Annotated in this window: 13 protein-coding genes; 7 read left to right on the forward strand and 6 right to left on the reverse strand. The window is 60.0% G+C overall.

All coding sequences use genetic code 11. The features are described 5' to 3' along the window. Positions 1 to 73: 73 nt before the first annotated feature. A complete protein-coding gene (gene tkt / locus PSV43_RS06175; RefSeq protein ID WP_300194666.1) occupies positions 74 to 2050 on the reverse strand; it encodes a transketolase in 1977 nt (658 codons plus the stop codon). A 160-nt stretch (positions 2051 to 2210) separates the two neighbouring features. Here tkt and PSV43_RS06180 point away from each other — a divergent pair, with 160 nt between their 5' ends. Beyond that, positions 2211 to 2609 (forward strand): thioredoxin family protein, encoded by a 399-nt coding sequence (locus PSV43_RS06180; RefSeq protein ID WP_300194667.1) that lies wholly within the window; start codon positions 2211 to 2213, stop codon positions 2607 to 2609. A gap of 12 nt (positions 2610 to 2621) precedes the next feature. On the opposite strand, the gene PSV43_RS06185 is transcribed toward PSV43_RS06180, so the two are convergent. Next, positions 2622 to 4106, reverse strand: coding sequence for a sulfatase (locus PSV43_RS06185; protein WP_300194668.1), 1485 nt, complete (start codon positions 4104 to 4106; stop codon positions 2622 to 2624). Between the two features lie 243 nt (positions 4107 to 4349). Next, positions 4350 to 6251, reverse strand: coding sequence for a sulfatase-like hydrolase/transferase (locus PSV43_RS06190; RefSeq protein WP_300194669.1), 1902 nt, complete (start codon positions 6249 to 6251; stop codon positions 4350 to 4352). Between the two features lie 260 nt (positions 6252 to 6511). Between PSV43_RS06190 and PSV43_RS06195 the strand changes: the two genes are divergently transcribed. The 4 genes from PSV43_RS06195 (at position 6512) to PSV43_RS06210 (ending at position 10197) form a co-directional block, all read left to right on the forward strand. Beyond that, entirely contained in the window at positions 6512 to 7303 is a 792-nt protein-coding gene (locus tag PSV43_RS06195; RefSeq protein ID WP_300194670.1) for a hypothetical protein, read from the forward strand. A 183-nt stretch (positions 7304 to 7486) separates the two neighbouring features. Beyond that, a complete protein-coding gene (locus PSV43_RS06200; protein ID WP_300194671.1) occupies positions 7487 to 7651 on the forward strand; it encodes a hypothetical protein in 165 nt (54 codons plus the stop codon). A gap of 6 nt (positions 7652 to 7657) precedes the next feature. Further along, positions 7658 to 8671 carry a hypothetical protein gene (locus PSV43_RS06205; protein WP_300194672.1) on the forward strand — a complete coding sequence of 338 codons (1014 nt, stop codon included), beginning with the start codon at positions 7658 to 7660 and terminating at the stop codon, positions 8669 to 8671. A gap of 98 nt (positions 8672 to 8769) precedes the next feature. Next, positions 8770 to 10197 carry a DUF1501 domain-containing protein gene (locus PSV43_RS06210; protein ID WP_300194673.1) on the forward strand — a complete coding sequence of 476 codons (1428 nt, stop codon included), beginning with the start codon at positions 8770 to 8772 and terminating at the stop codon, positions 10195 to 10197. A 61-nt stretch (positions 10198 to 10258) separates the two neighbouring features. Here PSV43_RS06210 and PSV43_RS06215 read toward each other — a convergent pair whose 3' ends face one another. After that, positions 10259 to 11608: a Gfo/Idh/MocA family oxidoreductase gene (locus PSV43_RS06215; RefSeq protein ID WP_300194674.1), complete on the reverse strand. Its 1350-nt coding sequence runs from the start codon at positions 11606 to 11608 to the stop codon at positions 10259 to 10261. Positions 11609 to 11676: 68 nt separating this feature from the next. On the opposite strand from PSV43_RS06215, the gene PSV43_RS06220 reads away from it, so the two are divergent. Continuing rightward, the gene (locus PSV43_RS06220; protein ID WP_300194675.1) at positions 11677 to 12306 is read left to right on the forward strand and encodes a cyclase family protein; all 630 of its coding nucleotides are present in this window, start codon (positions 11677 to 11679) and stop codon (positions 12304 to 12306) included. Here PSV43_RS06220 and PSV43_RS06225 read toward each other — a convergent pair. Both PSV43_RS06225 and PSV43_RS06230 read right to left on the reverse strand, forming a co-directional pair. Continuing rightward, positions 12303 to 13106: a rhomboid family intramembrane serine protease gene (locus PSV43_RS06225; RefSeq protein WP_300194676.1), complete on the reverse strand. Its 804-nt coding sequence runs from the start codon at positions 13104 to 13106 to the stop codon at positions 12303 to 12305. The two genes, PSV43_RS06220 and PSV43_RS06225, sit on opposite strands and share 4 nt — an antisense overlap. 12 nt (positions 13107 to 13118) lie before the next feature. Then, the gene (locus PSV43_RS06230) at positions 13119 to 14414 is read right to left on the reverse strand and encodes an ABC transporter permease (RefSeq protein WP_300194677.1); all 1296 of its coding nucleotides are present in this window, start codon (positions 14412 to 14414) and stop codon (positions 13119 to 13121) included. Positions 14415 to 14512: 98 nt separating this feature from the next. Here PSV43_RS06230 and PSV43_RS06235 point away from each other — a divergent pair, with 98 nt between their 5' ends. Further along, entirely contained in the window at positions 14513 to 15157 is a 645-nt protein-coding gene (locus PSV43_RS06235) for a DUF4412 domain-containing protein (RefSeq protein ID WP_300194678.1), read from the forward strand. Positions 15158 to 15336 lie beyond the last annotated feature (179 nt).

Genomic DNA, 15336 nt, shown 5'->3' on the forward strand with positions numbered 1-15336 from the left:
AGATGGCACAAAAAAAGAGAGGCTGTTGCCAGCCTCTCTTCGTGAGTTTCAGGACCTTTCAGCGGTGGTCAGCTCATGCCAGGGCGTTCGCCACGGCCTCGGCGGTGATGCCGAGTTCCTTGAAGACGATGTTGCCAGGGGCGCTGATGCCGAAGCGATCGATGCCGATGATCTGGCCCTGGGTGCCGACGTATTTCCACCAGAGAGCGGAGACGCCTGCTTCGATGGCGATGCGCTTGGTGCAGGCGGCTGGGAGGACAGATTCGCGGTAGGCGGCGTCCTGACGATCAAAACGCTCGAAGCATGGCAGGCTGACGACGCGGACGCCGGGCTTGCCCTTGGCACCTTCAACGGCCCACTGCACTTCGGAACCGGTGGCGATGACGATGGCTTCGAGAGCGGCGGTTTCCTTCACGAGGACGTACCCGCCTTTGAGCGTGCCTTCACGGCGGCTGGCGGCGCTGGCGCTGCCCTGATGCGGCAGATCCTGACGGCTCAAGGCGAGCAGCGTAGGGCCATCGGCGCGGCTGAAGGCGGCGGCGAAGGCACCTGCGGTTTCTTCGGCATCGCCGGGGCGGATGACGTCGAGATTGGGGATGACGCGCAGGCCGCTGACGGTTTCCACCGGCTGGTGGGTCGGGCCGTCTTCACCGACACCGACGGAGTCGTGGGTGAAGATGTAGGTGACGGGAAGGCGGGAGAGCGCGGCGAGGCGGATGCTCGGGCGGCAGTAGTCAGCGAAGACAAGGAATGTCGCGCCGCTGGGAAGGAACAGGCCGTCGTAGGCGATGCCGTTGCAGATGGCGCCCATGGCGTGCTCGCGGATGCCGAACCAGATGTTGCGGCCGGTCGGATTCGTCGGGCCGAAGTCGCCCATGCCGGTGAGGTAGTTCTTGGTGGAGCCGAAGAGGTCGGCGCTGCCGGTGATGATGTTTGGCACCGCTTTGGCGATGTGATTGAAGATCTCGCCACCGCTGTTACGCGTGGCTGCTTTGCCAGTGGCAGGGTACTCGGGGACGAGCTTGAGCAGGTCTTCGGCTTTCAGTTCGCCGTGGCGTGCGGTGTCGAGCTGCTTGGCGAGCTCTGGGTTTGCGGCGCCCCAGGCGAGGAAGACCTTGTTCCATTCACCGTGGATCGCGGCGCGCTTATTCTTCAAGTCGGCGAAGTAGGCCTTCACCTCGTCGCTGACGTAGAAATGTTTGCCTTCTGGCAGGCCGAGGCCTTTTTTCGCGGCATCGACGAACTTTGCGCCGCCTTCGCCGTGGCCTTTGGCTGTGCCAGCGACTTCCGCGATGCCTTTGCCGATGATCGTCTTGGCGATGATGATGGTGGGCTTGCCATTGTCGCTCTTCTTGGCGGTTTCGATGGCGCTCTTCACGGCATCGAGATCGTGTCCGTCGATCTTCACCGCGTTCCATCCGAGTGCGATGTAAAGCGCCTGGGTGTCTTCATCCTGCGTGACCTTGGCCATCGCATCCAGCGTCACATCGTTGGAATCATAGATGAGGATGAGGTTGTCGAGGCGGTTGTGACCGGCGAAGGCCACGGACTCACGGGCCACGCCTTCCTGAAGGCAGCCGTCGCCAGCGAGGACGATGATGTGGTTGTCGATGATCTTATGATCGGCGGTGTTGTACTTCGCCGCTGCCATCTTGCCGCTGAGGGCAAAGCCGACTGCATTGCCGATGCCCTGGCCGAGGGGGCCTGTGGTGCACTCGACGCCGACGGTTTCAAAGGATTCTGGATGGCCTGGGGTGTGGCTGCCCAGCACGCGGAAATTGGCCACTTCTTCAATGGGGAGATCGTAGCCGCTCAGGTGCAGCCAGGAGTAGAGAAACATGGAGCCGTGGCCGGCGCTGAGGATGAAGCGGTCGCGGTTCAGCCATTTCGGATCGGCAGGATCGCACTTGAGGGTTTCGCCGAAAAGGACGGCACCGATTTCGGCGCAGCCGAGGGGCAGGCCGAGGTGGCCGGAGGAGCACTTGTGCACGGCATCCATGGCGAGACCACGGGCTTCGTTGGCAGCTTGAGCGAGGAGGGTATTGTTCATGTCGAGGGTTACAGGGTCAATGAGGGGCGGAAAAGCGCGAGATGCGGCCAAGCGCGGGATGTCTTTCTTACTGGCGCAGGGGTGGGTTTCAAGGTCGAAAACTGGGGGGATCGGACGTCATCGCCCTTGCCAGAATGAAATCTGGACCAGATGGTACCAGATGAACAAAGGAAACATCCCTCTCTGGATTGCTGGAGCCGTCCTGCTGTACATCGGCTGGATTGCGTTCGATATGCTGCGTCCGACCTCAGGTGGCGGGGTTGGCAGCAGGACATCCATCAGCGCCGTGCGCGCGGCCAAGGTGCCTGTGCTGGTGGAATTTTACGCCGACTGGTGCGGCCCGTGCAAAGTCATAGGCCCGATGGTGGAGGAACTGGCGAAGGAGCTGAAGGGCCAGGCGGTGGTGATCCGCATCAATGTCGATGAAGATCCGTCTCTTTCCCGCGAGCATGGAGTGCGCGGTATTCCCACCTTCATCGCCTTCAAATCAGGGCGCGAGACGGGCCGTGAAGTGGGCGGCATTCCGAAAGAGCGGATGCGGCAGCTGCTGGGGCTGTGAGTGCGAGGGGGACTAACGCGGCCCCGGTGCGTTCATGTGACTCGCGCCTTTGTCCCAGCCGGCGGGGGTGCGGCGGTAGTCGTGCTCTTTGAGTTTGAGCTTGTCGCCGGTTTCGCGATCGAAGGAGTCTGTGGAGAGATCAGAGGGGGCGGAGTCGCCGGTGGCTTCGGTCCATTCGTCCATCGCTTTGGCGAGGTGGGCTTTGACGGAGGCGTAGTTGGGATCATCGATGAGGTTGTTGAGCTGTAAGGCATCGGCATCGGTGCGGTAGAGTTCGGCCACGGGGCGTGGAGTGAGGAAGACATCTGCCTGGGCTGGGGTGAGCTTTCCGGCATCACGCACGGCGCGCAGGCTTTGGAAGGAGGGCGAGTGAACGGAGTCTGCCGGGCCCTGCCACGCGAGGTTTGGGCGGGAGTTGACGATGTAGAGAAAACCCTCTGAGCGAACGGAGCGGCCATGGGCTTCGTAGTCGTGCCAGTTGTGTTCGGAGAAGGCGTATTTTCGCGGCGTGGCGATGGGATCGGCGAGGATGGTGGCAAAGCTGAGGCCTTGCATCGTGGGAGGGACCGAAACACCTGCGAGCGAGAGAACTGTGGGCGCGATGTCGATGGAGCTGATGAGGCTCTGCGTGGCGGTGCCGGGTTTGGCGATGCCTTTGGGCCAGTGAGCGACAAAGGGTGTCTTCATGCCGGAGTCGTGCAGGCGTGTCTTGGCGCGGGGGAAGGGGCGGCCGTTGTCGGCCATGACGAGGATGAGCGTGTCATCCAGCGCGTTCTGCTGTTCGAGTTCTGCGATGACGCGACCGATGAAGTAATCGAAGCGGGTGATTTCGTTGTGGTAGGAGGCAAGATCGTCGCGCGTGGCTGCGTCGTCATTCAAGTAGGGTGGCACGATGACCTTCGCGGGATCGTGTTTGGGGCCGTAGAGGTTTTCCTCCCAGTCCTTGTCTGCATCCCAGCCGCGATGGGCATCGAGTGAGGCGAACCAGAAGAAGAAGGGCTTGTCCTTGGGGCGCTGCTGCACGGTCTTCACCCAGGTGGCGTGACCGCCTTTGTTGCCGGGGGCGTTGCCGCTGTCTACGAGATCAAAGGGTGCAGGCTGCGGCTGTTCGCCTGCGGCCAGTTTGTCGGAGGTCATGTGGTGCTTGCCGACGAGGGCGGTGTACCAGCCTGCCTCACGCAGCAGGCGGGGGAACCATGGCAGGTGCGCGGCGATGGGCTGATGCAGCTCCGAGGCGCTGCCGTTGTTGTGTGGATAGCGTCCGGTGATGATGCTGGAGCGGCTCGGGCTGCAGCTGCTTGCTACGAGGATGGCTTCGTCAAAGCGCCGCCCAGCGGCTGCGAGTTTGTCGATATTAGGCGTGCGTGCCGCTGCATTGCCATAGCAGCCCAGATCATTCCAACTCACGTCATCGGCAATGAAGAGAATGACATTGGGGGCTGCTGTGGCGGGGCTGACGAGAAGCAGGAGAAAGGCGAGGCGGCGGGGCAAGGACATGGCGGCTGGGTGAGAATGGTAATGACGGTGAGCAGCGAGGGAAGCCTGGAGAAAGATAGATGGATGAGTTTCTTGTCATGCAGTGTCAGAAAGCTCCAAAGCAAATGGCGGGCTGAATCGCAGGCCACAGAGTTTGCCATACGTCGCAGACGGACGGGCTGTCGCCACATCCGTCCTGCGACAAGGCGCTGTCTCATCTCCAGCGCTGGCACTGTCATCTTGGCGCATGTAATCGGTGTGCTTCTACTTCTTCCCTTTTTTCTTCCTGTTCTTTGCAGGGGTTTCAGCGGCGGGCTTGGTGCCATTCAGATCTGCGAGCAGACGTGAGACGTAGCCGTTGAAGCGGCCATCAGGAGCTTCTCCTTTCGCAGGGAGTTCTTTGATTTGCGCGGCGATGGGCTTGGCCTTGTCGCCGAGATCGCTGATGGCGTTCAGGGCGCTGAGGCTAGTGAAGACATCGTGCTGGCTCCAGTTGGCGAGACCTACGAGGGCGGGCAGGGCTGCAGCGCGTTCGGAGTCGCTGCCGTATTTGGCCAACGCCCAGTTGGCGGCGACTTGGACGTAGGTGGAGCTGTCTTTGGCTGCCTGGGTGATTTCATCGTGCGCTGCGCTCAGGCCATCGCCGCCGCGCATGAGGATGCCCATGGCGGACCAGTAGCGGATGGCGCTGTCCTTGTCGGCAAATCCGGCTTTGAGATCTGCCATGGCGTCAGACTTCATGGATGTCGCTTCGCCGGCGGCTTTTAGGATGCGGGCGAGGGGATACATCTTCTCATCGTGCGCCATGTCGTAGGGAGTGGTGCCTTCGGAGCGCAGGTGCATCTCGCCTTCGGCGATCATGCCGGCGTCGCGGATTTTCAGCGACAGGCTTTCCTGTGCGGTGCGCATTTTGGCGAGGGTGGCGGCGTGTTCAGGCTGGGCGGCGAGGTTGTGGACTTCATCGGGGTCGCTTTGCAGGTCGTAGAGTTCTTCGGGGTCTTTGGGTGTCTTCCAGAAGATGGACTGCTCGGGGGTGAGCTTGCCCGCGTCATAAAGCTCACGCCACACACGAGTGCTGGGTGTTTCAAACTGGTAGCTTACATGCTGGCCCTGCGAGAGGTGGGGCATGTAGTTGCGCAGATAGACGAAGCGGCCATCGGTGACGCTGCGCACGCAGTCGTAGCGTTCGTCCATGCGGCCACGGAAGCCATAGACGAAAGGCTGCGGCTCGGATTGAAACTTGCCGGCGAAGGCGTGGCCTTGCATCCATTCTGGGGGCTGAACGCCGATGAGGCTGAGCAGCGTGGGCGCGAGATCGACGAAGCTGATGAGGCGGTCTGACTTCACCCCGGCACCGTATTCCTTCGGCGCGAGGTGTTTCCAGTTGGGTGGGAAATACACCACGATAGGAACCTGCAGGCCGGAGTTGCATGGCCAGCGCTTGCTGCGCGCCATGCCGCTGCCGTGATCGGCGTAGTAGAAGACGATGGTGTCTTCGGCGAGACCGGCGTCTGCCAGTTCCTTCAAGCGCCTGCCGGCTGAGGCATCGGCGAGTGTGACCTGATCATAATACTGTGCCCAGTCTTGGCGCACTTCAGGTGTGTCGGGATGGTAGGCAGGTACGCGTACTTTGGCAGGATCATGAATCGCCACATGTGGGCGCTTGCGGAGCTGGCTTTCGTGGCTGCAGGTTTCATTGAAAATGGCAAAGAAGGGCTGACCTTCTGTGCGGTTTTTCCAGTGTGCCTGGCCGGAGGAGACGTCCCATACGCCCTCGGGCTTTAGGAGGTTGTAGTCCTCCTTGCTGTTGTTGGTGCAGTAGTAACCGGCTTCGCGCAGGAACTGCGGATACATCTTGGTGCCCTTCGGCATCGGCACCATACTGCGCATGTGCTCGCCGCCGGTGGAGGGCGAGTACATGCCCGCGATGATGGTGGTGCGTGCTGCGGCGCAAACGGGAGCGCAGGACCAAGCGTGCTTGAAGAGCATGCCTTTTGCCGCCAGCGCATCGACGTTTGGAGTGTCGGCATAGGTGTCGCCGTAGCAGCCCATATGCGGGCCGTGGTCCTCGCTGGTGAGCCAGAGGATGTTCGGTTTGTCGGCGGCGAAGGCGAATGACGAATGCAGAATGACGAATGTCGAAAGGAAGAGGCTGAGAAGCTTCATGGGCGGGTGGAACGACGGGAGATGTGGCAATCCTTCAGCAATGATGCTGGCGGGGCATGGAAAGAGATCGACATTGCGGTAGGGGATGCGGCATAACCTGACGGATTATGAAAATGCTTGGACTCGCGATGATGTGTCTAATGGGCGCCGCTGTGGCAGCAGAGAAGAAGAGTCAGCCCAAGTGGGAGATCAGAACGCGCACTCTGTTGCATGCGGAAGGCTACCCTGACTCGCGCAAGACCTGGGGGATTGGCGAATGGGTGGAGCTCAAAGTGGTGCCTGAAACCCCTGATTACGTGGAGTGGGTCACAGAAGGAGATGTGGCTGTGACCAACCGGTTTGGCAATCCTAGCATTTTGATGGTGGGATCGGACGGGGGAGCAATTTCTTTGTCAGTGACTGTCCATGATGCGCCGCAGGCAAACAAGCCTGCCCCTAAGAGCCCTGAGGCAGGCAACAAGTGGCGGCGATTGGCGGCTGAATTGCCAGCACTCGAAATAATGGCTGACAAGCGCGGAGATTTTGACGCCTGCTGTGCCACGCTTTTCAAGGGGCTTTATCCCATCAATGAACGCTCGGCGATTGAAGCCGAGGACATGGCCTTCTTCATTCAGCTGTTGAAGGAAACCGACCGTATGGCGCTGGTGCTTCCCAGTTCGATGTGGTGGTCCAAAATCCGAGGAACTGTGGCTGAAGCAGCCGGGCAGCGCCTTGCCGTATGCTTGGATAGCACAGCTGACAAAAGCAAATTGCAGGGCGAATTTTGGACCTTGCTCAGAGCCTGCGTCACAAATGTGGAGAGCCTGAAGACGCAGCTCCAAAATGCCATCGCTGAGTTTGAGAGCATTATTGATCCTCAGGAGAAAAATCAGAATGGCAGAAATGCCGCCGCCACCGCTCTGGACAATCATCTTTCCACTCTGCCCTTCCTTCTCTACGTTCAGATTCGCAATGCATTGCCGGATGCCCCTGTCGGTGAATTAAAGAACGCGCTGCGCGAACATGGGTTTAGCAAAGACGAGATCGTTCTCTTGATGGGTGCTGCCAAATGATGTCTGTTAAAGCACGTTCCTACATGGACAAAGCCGCCGCTAGGATTGTGCTGCGCCGCTGGCCTGGATAGAGGGCATGGCCAATCAGCGATTTCTATGCGTCAATCCCCCCGCCATGAACCTCCGCCACGAACTCCAGGCCGAATACGCCCACTACCGCACCCGACGCTGGGTAAAAACGCCGTGGCCAATGCTCTCTCCGGTCGTCTTTCCACGCTCCCTTTTCTGCTGTACGTCCAGATACGCAATGCATTGCCAGGGGCGTCCGCCAAGAAACAAGCAGAGGTGCTTTCCGAACATGGCTTCAGCAAGCAGGAGATCGACCGGATTCTGAAGTCTGCCAGATAAACGGCAATGAAACTGCGTGCTATCTCAATGTGTCCATGGGTCATGTCGGCATTGCTTATTCTGCCATCTTGTGCCCAAACGGCCAAACCGCGCTTTGAAATCAAAACCCGCACTCTCGGCCATGCTCCGGACGGCAGCCCTGACTCACGTCGAGATGTCGGAATCGGCGAACGGGTGGAGATTAAAGTCGTCCCTGAAACCATTGGCTATGTGGAGTGGGTCATCCAAGGGGACGCGGTGGAGAGCAATCGTTTCGGCAACCCCGCGATCGTGTTCATGGGGGGAAGTCCGGGAGCTGTGTCGTTCTCGGTGTGTGTGCATGACGCACCACGGGCCGCTCCGCCGTCTTTCAAAAAGATCCCTGCCATGGAAAAGTGGCGGCGATTGGAGGCGCAATTGATGGAAATCGAAAAGCTTGCCGGTCAGCCGTCGGCGTTCGAGTCGCACTGCGACAAGATCTGCGCTGATGTGCTTTTGCATGAAGGTCTGGAAGCGGCCGCGCGCGAAAGCCTGGCCAGATTCAGCCTGCTTTTGGAAGAGATCTCAGATTTATCGCGTCGTGCGCCAGGATCGAGCTCGTGGGCAGAGATTCAATCACAACTCCTGGAGGCGTCGGCACTGCGACTCGGCGCATGCCTGGACAGCACTGCTGAGAAAAGCGCACTGGAGGATGATTTCTGGAAGTTGCTGCACGCCTGCACGGTCACCTTGGACTGTCAGTACAAACAATTTGAGGTTGCACGCCGTAATGCCAGGAAGCGCATCAAAAACGACAGCCCGCCAGCTGTTTTGGTGGGCACGGACGGGAACGGGGTGGTGTTGCCAAAAGGCCCGGCTGCAGTCGCCAGTGCCTTTGGAAACAGTCTCCCTGATTTGCGTTATTTGCTGTATGTGCAGGTTCTCAATGCGCTTCCTGGGACCACCCGGGGGCAGCAGAAAGAAGCGCTGGGAGGGCACGGATTCAGCAAGGATGAAGCAGAGTTGCTGCTCAATCCCTTGGAATGCTTTTTCAAACAATAAGCCTGCATGGAGAAAGCCGCCGCCGGGATTGTGCTGCGCAACCCGTGCGGATAGACATCATCGCTCGCTGACGATTTCTGTGCGTTAATCTGCATCAAATGACTCTCCGCCACGAACTTCAGACCGAATACGCCCGCTACCGCAGCCGCCGCTGGTTCTTCAAGGACTGCGGCGTGGGCTTGGCGAGCATCGCGGCGGCGGATTTGATGGCGCGCACAGCCAGTGCTGCGGCACCGGTGAGTTCGCTGGCGCAGAAGAAGCCGCATTATCCGGCGAAGGCGAAGCGCGTCATTTACCTCTTCATGGGCGGTGCGCCGAGTCATTTGGAGTTGTTCGACAACAAACCGGAACTCGCGAAATGGGATGGCAAGCTGCCGCCGCCGGATTTGCTGAAGGGGTATCGCGCTGCGTTCATCAATCCGAACAGCAAGCTGCTGGGGCCGAAGTTTAAATTCGCGCGGCATGGCCAGAGCGGTGCGGAGATTGGTGAGTTGCTGCCGCACACGGCGAAGATCGCGGATGATCTCACAATTGTGCGCTCGATGAAGACGGACGCTTTCAATCATGCACCCGCGCAGATTTTGATGAGCACCGGCACGCAGATTTTTGGCAGGCCAAGTTTTGGGGCGTGGACGCTGTACGGTCTCGGCACGGAGAACCAGGATCTGCCGGGCTATGTGGTGATGCAGAGCGGGCAGAAGGGGCCGAGTGGTGGCATGAGCAATTTCGGCTGCGGATTTTTGCCCACCGTTTATCAAGGCGTGCCGTTTCGCAGCAGTGGCGAGCCTGTGCTGTTTCTGAACAACCCGCAGGGCGTGAGTGATGCGACGCAGCGTGACACGCTGGATGTTTTGAAGCAGCTCAATGAGGAGCGGCTCGATGTGGTGGGTGACCCTGAGATCGCCAGCCGTATCAACAGCTTTGAGCTGGCCTATCGCATGCAGCAGACGGCTCCAGAGCTGATGGACATCAGTAAGGAGCCGCAGCACATCCTCGACATGTATGGTGCAAAACCGGGCGAGGCGTCGTTTGCAAATAATTGCCTGCTGGCACGGCGGCTTGTCGAAAGTGGTGTGCGTTTTGTGCAGCTCTTCCATGAGGCTTGGGATCACCATGGTGGTTTGGTGAATGGTTTGAAGACGCAGTGTGGTCTTACCGATCAGCCCTGTGCTGCGTTGATTCGGGATTTGAAACAGCGTGGCCTGCTGGAAGATACGCTCGTGATTTGGGGTGGCGAATTTGGCCGCACGCCGATGGTGCAGGGTGGCAGCGACGGGCGCGATCATCATCCGAATTGCTTCAGCATGTGGTTCGCTGGTGGTGGCATGAAGCCCGGCCTAACACTGGGCGCGAGCGATGAGTTTGGGTTCAACGTGACCGAAGACCCGGTGCATGTGCATGACCTGCACGCCACGCTGCTGCATCTGCTTGGGTTTGAGCACACGAAGCTCAATCAGCGTTTTCAGGGGCTCGACATGCGGCTCACGAATGTGCATGGGGAGCTGGTGCCGAAGCTGCTGGCGTGACCGGAACTGATCTAAGGCGAGACGCCCCAGTCCTTTGACAGCCGGGACGGCTATCCTCCGGTCAGATGCTGTAGCCGGCGCGATAGGCTTTGTGGATGATGGCGTCAGCTTCGGGGGTGTTTGGTGACTTCATCGCCTTCGTATCCCATTCGACGCGTTTGCCGTAGCGAACGGCGAGGAGGCCGACGAGTAGGGATTCGGTGAAGGGGGCGGAGTACCAGAAGCCGGATTTGGCATCCTGCGGGTTGCCGGTTTTGCAGGCTTCGAGGAATTCTTTGCGGTGGCCGCTGAGGCAGCGGGGGATGGTTTTCGCGGGGATGATGAACTGCTGCATTTTTGTCTCGGGCACAATGCGCGGGGTGCCGGACCAGCCGCCGGCGAGGATGCAGCCTTTGTCGCCGACGAAGTAGATGCCGTTGTCGCCGAGGTTGCGCGTTTCTTCGAGGCCTTCCGGGCGTGGTGGCAGCTTGCCGCCGTCATACCAGACCATCTTCACGGCAGGGCGGTCGCCTTTGGCGGGGAAGTGGTAGGTGATGATGCTCCAAACTGGGTAGGACTGGTTGTTGTTCGGGCCGTTCTCGGCTTCGACCCAGTCGGGGGCGTCGAGATCGAGCGCGTAGAAGGCGGGGTCGGCATTGTGCACGGCCATGTCGCCGAGGGCACCGCAGCCGAAGTCCCACCAGCCGCGCCATTTGCGCGGGCAGAAGTCGGGATGGTAGGCGCGCTCTTTCGCCGGGCCGAGCCAGAGGTCCCAGTCGAGGTTTTTGGGCACGGGTGGTGTGTCGGTGGGGTAGGCTTTGCCTTGGGAATCCCAGAATTTTCCGGGACGGTCAGACCACACATGCACCTCGGTGACTTTGCCGATGGCACCGGCTTGAATCCATTCACGCGTGAGCCGGATGCCTTCGCTGGCGTGACCCTGATTGCCCATCTGCGTGACGCGTTTTGTCTCCGCAGCCACATCCCGCATGGCACGTGCTTCAGCGATGGTGTGGGCGAGCGGTTTCTCGACGTAAACATGGCGTCCGGCACGCATGGCCATGATGCTGGCGGGTGCGTGAACGTGGTCCGGCGTGGCCACGAGGACGGCGTCGATGTCCTTCTGTTTGTCGATGAGTTCGCGGTAGTCACGGTAGAGCTTGGCGCCCGGGTATTTTTTGATCGTGTCGGCGGAGCGGTCCAGATCGACGTCGCAGAGGGCAACGATGTTGGCGAGGCCGGAGTCATCCAGATCCCTGATGTCGCCACCGCCCTGGCCCCCGATGCCGATGCAGCCGAGATTGACCTTTTCACTCGGCGGGGTGAAGCCCGGACCGCCGATAACGTGGCGCGGGACGATCTGAAAGCCAAAGACTGCTGCTGCGGTGGATTTGACAAACTGACGGCGGGGAAGCGGGCTGGACTGGGACATCCTGAGGAAACGCGAAAGAAAAACAAGCTCTTGCGTAGAGTGTTCGCTGGGGTTCGTATTGGAATTATATGAAACGCCCTTGGAAAGATGTCTCAGTCCCGCTGCGCGACGGCATGGTGCATTGGCCCGGTGATCACGAGTGCCATATCAAACGCGTGAGCCGCATGGAAGACGGTGCGGTGTGCAATCTCACCCACATCAGCATGAGCGCCCACACGGGAACGCACATGGATGCGCCGCGACATTTCATCGCGGATGGTTTGACCATGGAGCAGATGCCGCTGGAGCCGGTGATCGGCCGCTGCCGCGTGTTTGAGCTCGATTGCGAGGATCAAATCACGGCGGATGATCTGAAGAAGCTCAAGCTGGCCCCCCGCCAGCGTGTGCTGTTCAAGACGCGCAACTCGACCCGCAGCTGGGCGATGAACGAGTTCGACAAGGACTTCGTCTCCATCCGTGCGGACGCCGCGCAGTACCTCGTCGAGCAAGGCGTGGTGACGGTGGGTGTCGATTACCTGAGCATCGGCGGCTTCAACAAAGATGGCGTCGAAACGCATCAGATCATGCTCGGCGCAGGCATCTGGGTGATCGAGGGACTCAATCTGGCCGACATCAAGCCCGGCTACTACGAGTTGATTTGTCTGCCGCTCAAATTGGAAGGCGCAGATGGTGCGCCGTGCCGGGTGGTTTTGCGTTAACCCGCCCGCCGCTTCATCTCATCGCTTGCTTGGTCGAGGATGCGGCGCTCTTCGGCGGTGAGGCTTTGCATGCCTTGGTGGCTGATCTTGTCGAGGATGTCATCGACGGTCGGAGTGCTGCTTTTTTTCGCGGGCTTTTTGGCCTGAGGTGCACGTTTGGGCAGGGAAGGGAGTGTGAGCGCACCGGTTTCAAAGCGGATGAAGGCGTAGGCGGTGCCGACGTTGGCGGCGAGGAGGAGCAGGGAGGACCAGTCGCGGTTGGCGAGACTGACGAGGGCATTGATGCCAACGAAGACGGTGGCAAGCACCCAGGCATCGATGGTGAGAATGATGACGTTGAGCTTTGCATGAGGGTAGAGCGTGGCGAAGGCGATGAAGACGCCGAACTCAAGCTGTGTGATTCCCATGCAGGCAAGACCGCGACTGCCGAAGAGGCTGAACAACGTGATGACCAGCGGGGAAACCAGCAGCAGAAGTAGCAGCATGCGGACAAAGGCACGACGGCCCAGGTGGCGCTCCACAGCTTCGCCGAAATTCCACAACAGGAAGCAGCCGATGAGCGTCCAGAGGCTGGGTGGATTGACGAAGATATAAGTCAGCGGTGTCCAGAGATGGAGTTGACGAAAGGCGCTCTCGTAAGTGAAGACAAAATGCCCCATCAAGTCGTAACCGAGTACGGCGGTGAGGACCATGCTCGCAGCGGCGACGAGTGCGATGACGGCGGCGAGATAGACGGGGTGTTGCTTCCACCACGTCAGCGGGAGGCGGTCTTTTGATTCGGGGAGCCAGGAGTTGAACATGAGTTTTGATTTCTACTTACGCACACGATCCACGAGAACAGCGGCCAGAATGACGAGGCCGAGGACGATTTTCTGCGTGTTGCTTTCGACGTTGGTGAGGTTCATGCCGTTCTGAATGACGGCGATGATGAAGGCTCCGATCAGGGTGCCGGGCATGGTGCCTCGGCCTCCGCTAAGGCTGGTGCCGCCCACGACGACGGCAGCGATGACATACAGCTCATACATCTGGCCGTAGGTGGGGGAGCCGCTCTTGAGCAATGAGGCGGTGACCACACCGCCGAGACCGGCGAGCAGTCCGCACAGGACGTAGGCGATGAGGATGACGCGCTGGACCGGCACGCCGGAAAGGTGCGCTGCCTCCACATTGCCACCGACGGCGTAGAGATTTCTGCCGAGGCGGGTCTGCGTCATCACCACATGGGCGGCGGTGTAGAGCAGCAGCATGAGCACCACGGCGTTTGGCAGGCCGAAGAGGTCTGAACCGCGCCCGAGCCAGACGAAGGAATCGGGCACCTGATAGACCGATTGATTTTCGGCGAGGCGATAGGCGAGGCCGCTGCCGACGAGCATCATGGCCAAGGTGACAATGAAGGGCGGCATGCGCAGGCGGGTGATGAACGCACCGGAGAGCAGCCCGCATGTGCCACACACGGCGATGCCACCGAGGCAGGCGGCGAACATGCCTGCGGCTCCGGCATTCACGCCGTCGCAGAAATCCCGCACGATCAGGGTGGTGATGACTGCGGAGAGGGCGATGAGGCTGCCAACGCTCAGATCAATGCCGCCGGTGATGATGACCAGCGTCATGCCGATGGCGAGGATGGCGATGACGGCGATCTGATTGGCGATGTTGAGCAGGTTGTCGGTCTTGAGGAAGACCGGCCATGAGTGGGCTCGGGGCTGCACTACGCGGGTGTTTTTGAGCGCGGGGAAGTCGTGGGCCAGATCACTAAAAACGAGCCAGGAGGCGGTGGCGTGATTGCAGGCGATCACATCGAGGCCACCTGCTGAGGAGCGCAGCAGGGCGGCGCGGGCGTCTTTGGGTTCGCCCTGCACGACTTCAGCGCGCGCGCCGAGTTCTGCCTGGAGAGCTTTGGCAAAGGCGCTGTCTGCGGCGGTCGGGCGCACGACGATGAGCACTTTTGCCTGCGGGGCGATTTGGGAGGCGACGTCGTTGGCTGCGGCGGCATTCTGCGGGTATTGCGTTGTCCAGGTGGCGATGCTGAAGAAGGTACAGAGCAGCAGCAGCGCGATGAGCATGCCGGAGCCGGCGAGGTGATGGCGGATGAAGACGAGAAGGCGGCTCATGCGGAAAGAACGATCATGCGGGGCGGAACAATGCAGTTCAAGACTAGAGACGTTCATGATTGACCGTCGGCCCTGGATTAGAGTAACCTCGCGAACCTATGAAAACGTCTGCCTTCTCCATTGTCGTCCTGTTTCTGGCCGCCACACTTGCCCAGGCTGACTGGGTGCTGGTACAAAAAACCAGCACGGAAGGCAAAGAGGCTGAAGTCACCACCAAGATCAAAGGCGATCAGGCGCGGGTGAACATGGGAGAGAAGATGTCCGTGATCGTGGGTGCTGAGGGCATGACCATGATCATGCATGAGCAGAAAATGGTCATGAAAAGGGATCTGGCCACGATCAAGGCGGCCGTGGAAAAAATGGGAAAAGGCTCGGCAGGTCAGCAGGCCGCCAAACCGGTGGCGACCGGACAGAAGGAAAAAGTAGGCGAATGGGACACCGAAATTTTCACTTGGGAAGGGCAGATGGGCAAAGGCCGCTTCTGGGTGGCGAAGGATTTTCCGAAATACGCGGAGATCAGCGCCTTCAGCGACAAGCTAGGCAAGATCGTGGGCGGGGCGATGTCGGCACTGTCACCGCAGGCTGCAGACTTTGAGGGCATGGTGGTGAAATCTGAGGTGACGATGATGGGCAAGTCAGTGAGCTCAAACCTGGTCTCTGCGAAGGAGGAGACGGTGGCCGCTGAGGAATTCGTGCCGCCAACCGGCTACACCGAAATGAAAATGCCCGGAGCGCCGAGATGAGGTGGGCTGGGCTGGGAACTTGGGTCCTTTCGCTTCGGGAGAGGAGATCAAGGCACCCGGTTTTTGCTGTGCGGTTGGAGGCTTGAGAGTGGCCTCAAGGATAGGGCGCGCGCGCGGCTCATCTCGCGGGAGCGAGATGGCTAGTGTGCTTGGCATGAACATGAACTAATCAGATGAAA

This window comes from Prosthecobacter sp. (genome assembly GCF_029946185.1).
Taxonomy (GTDB): domain Bacteria; phylum Verrucomicrobiota; class Verrucomicrobiia; order Verrucomicrobiales; family Verrucomicrobiaceae; genus Prosthecobacter.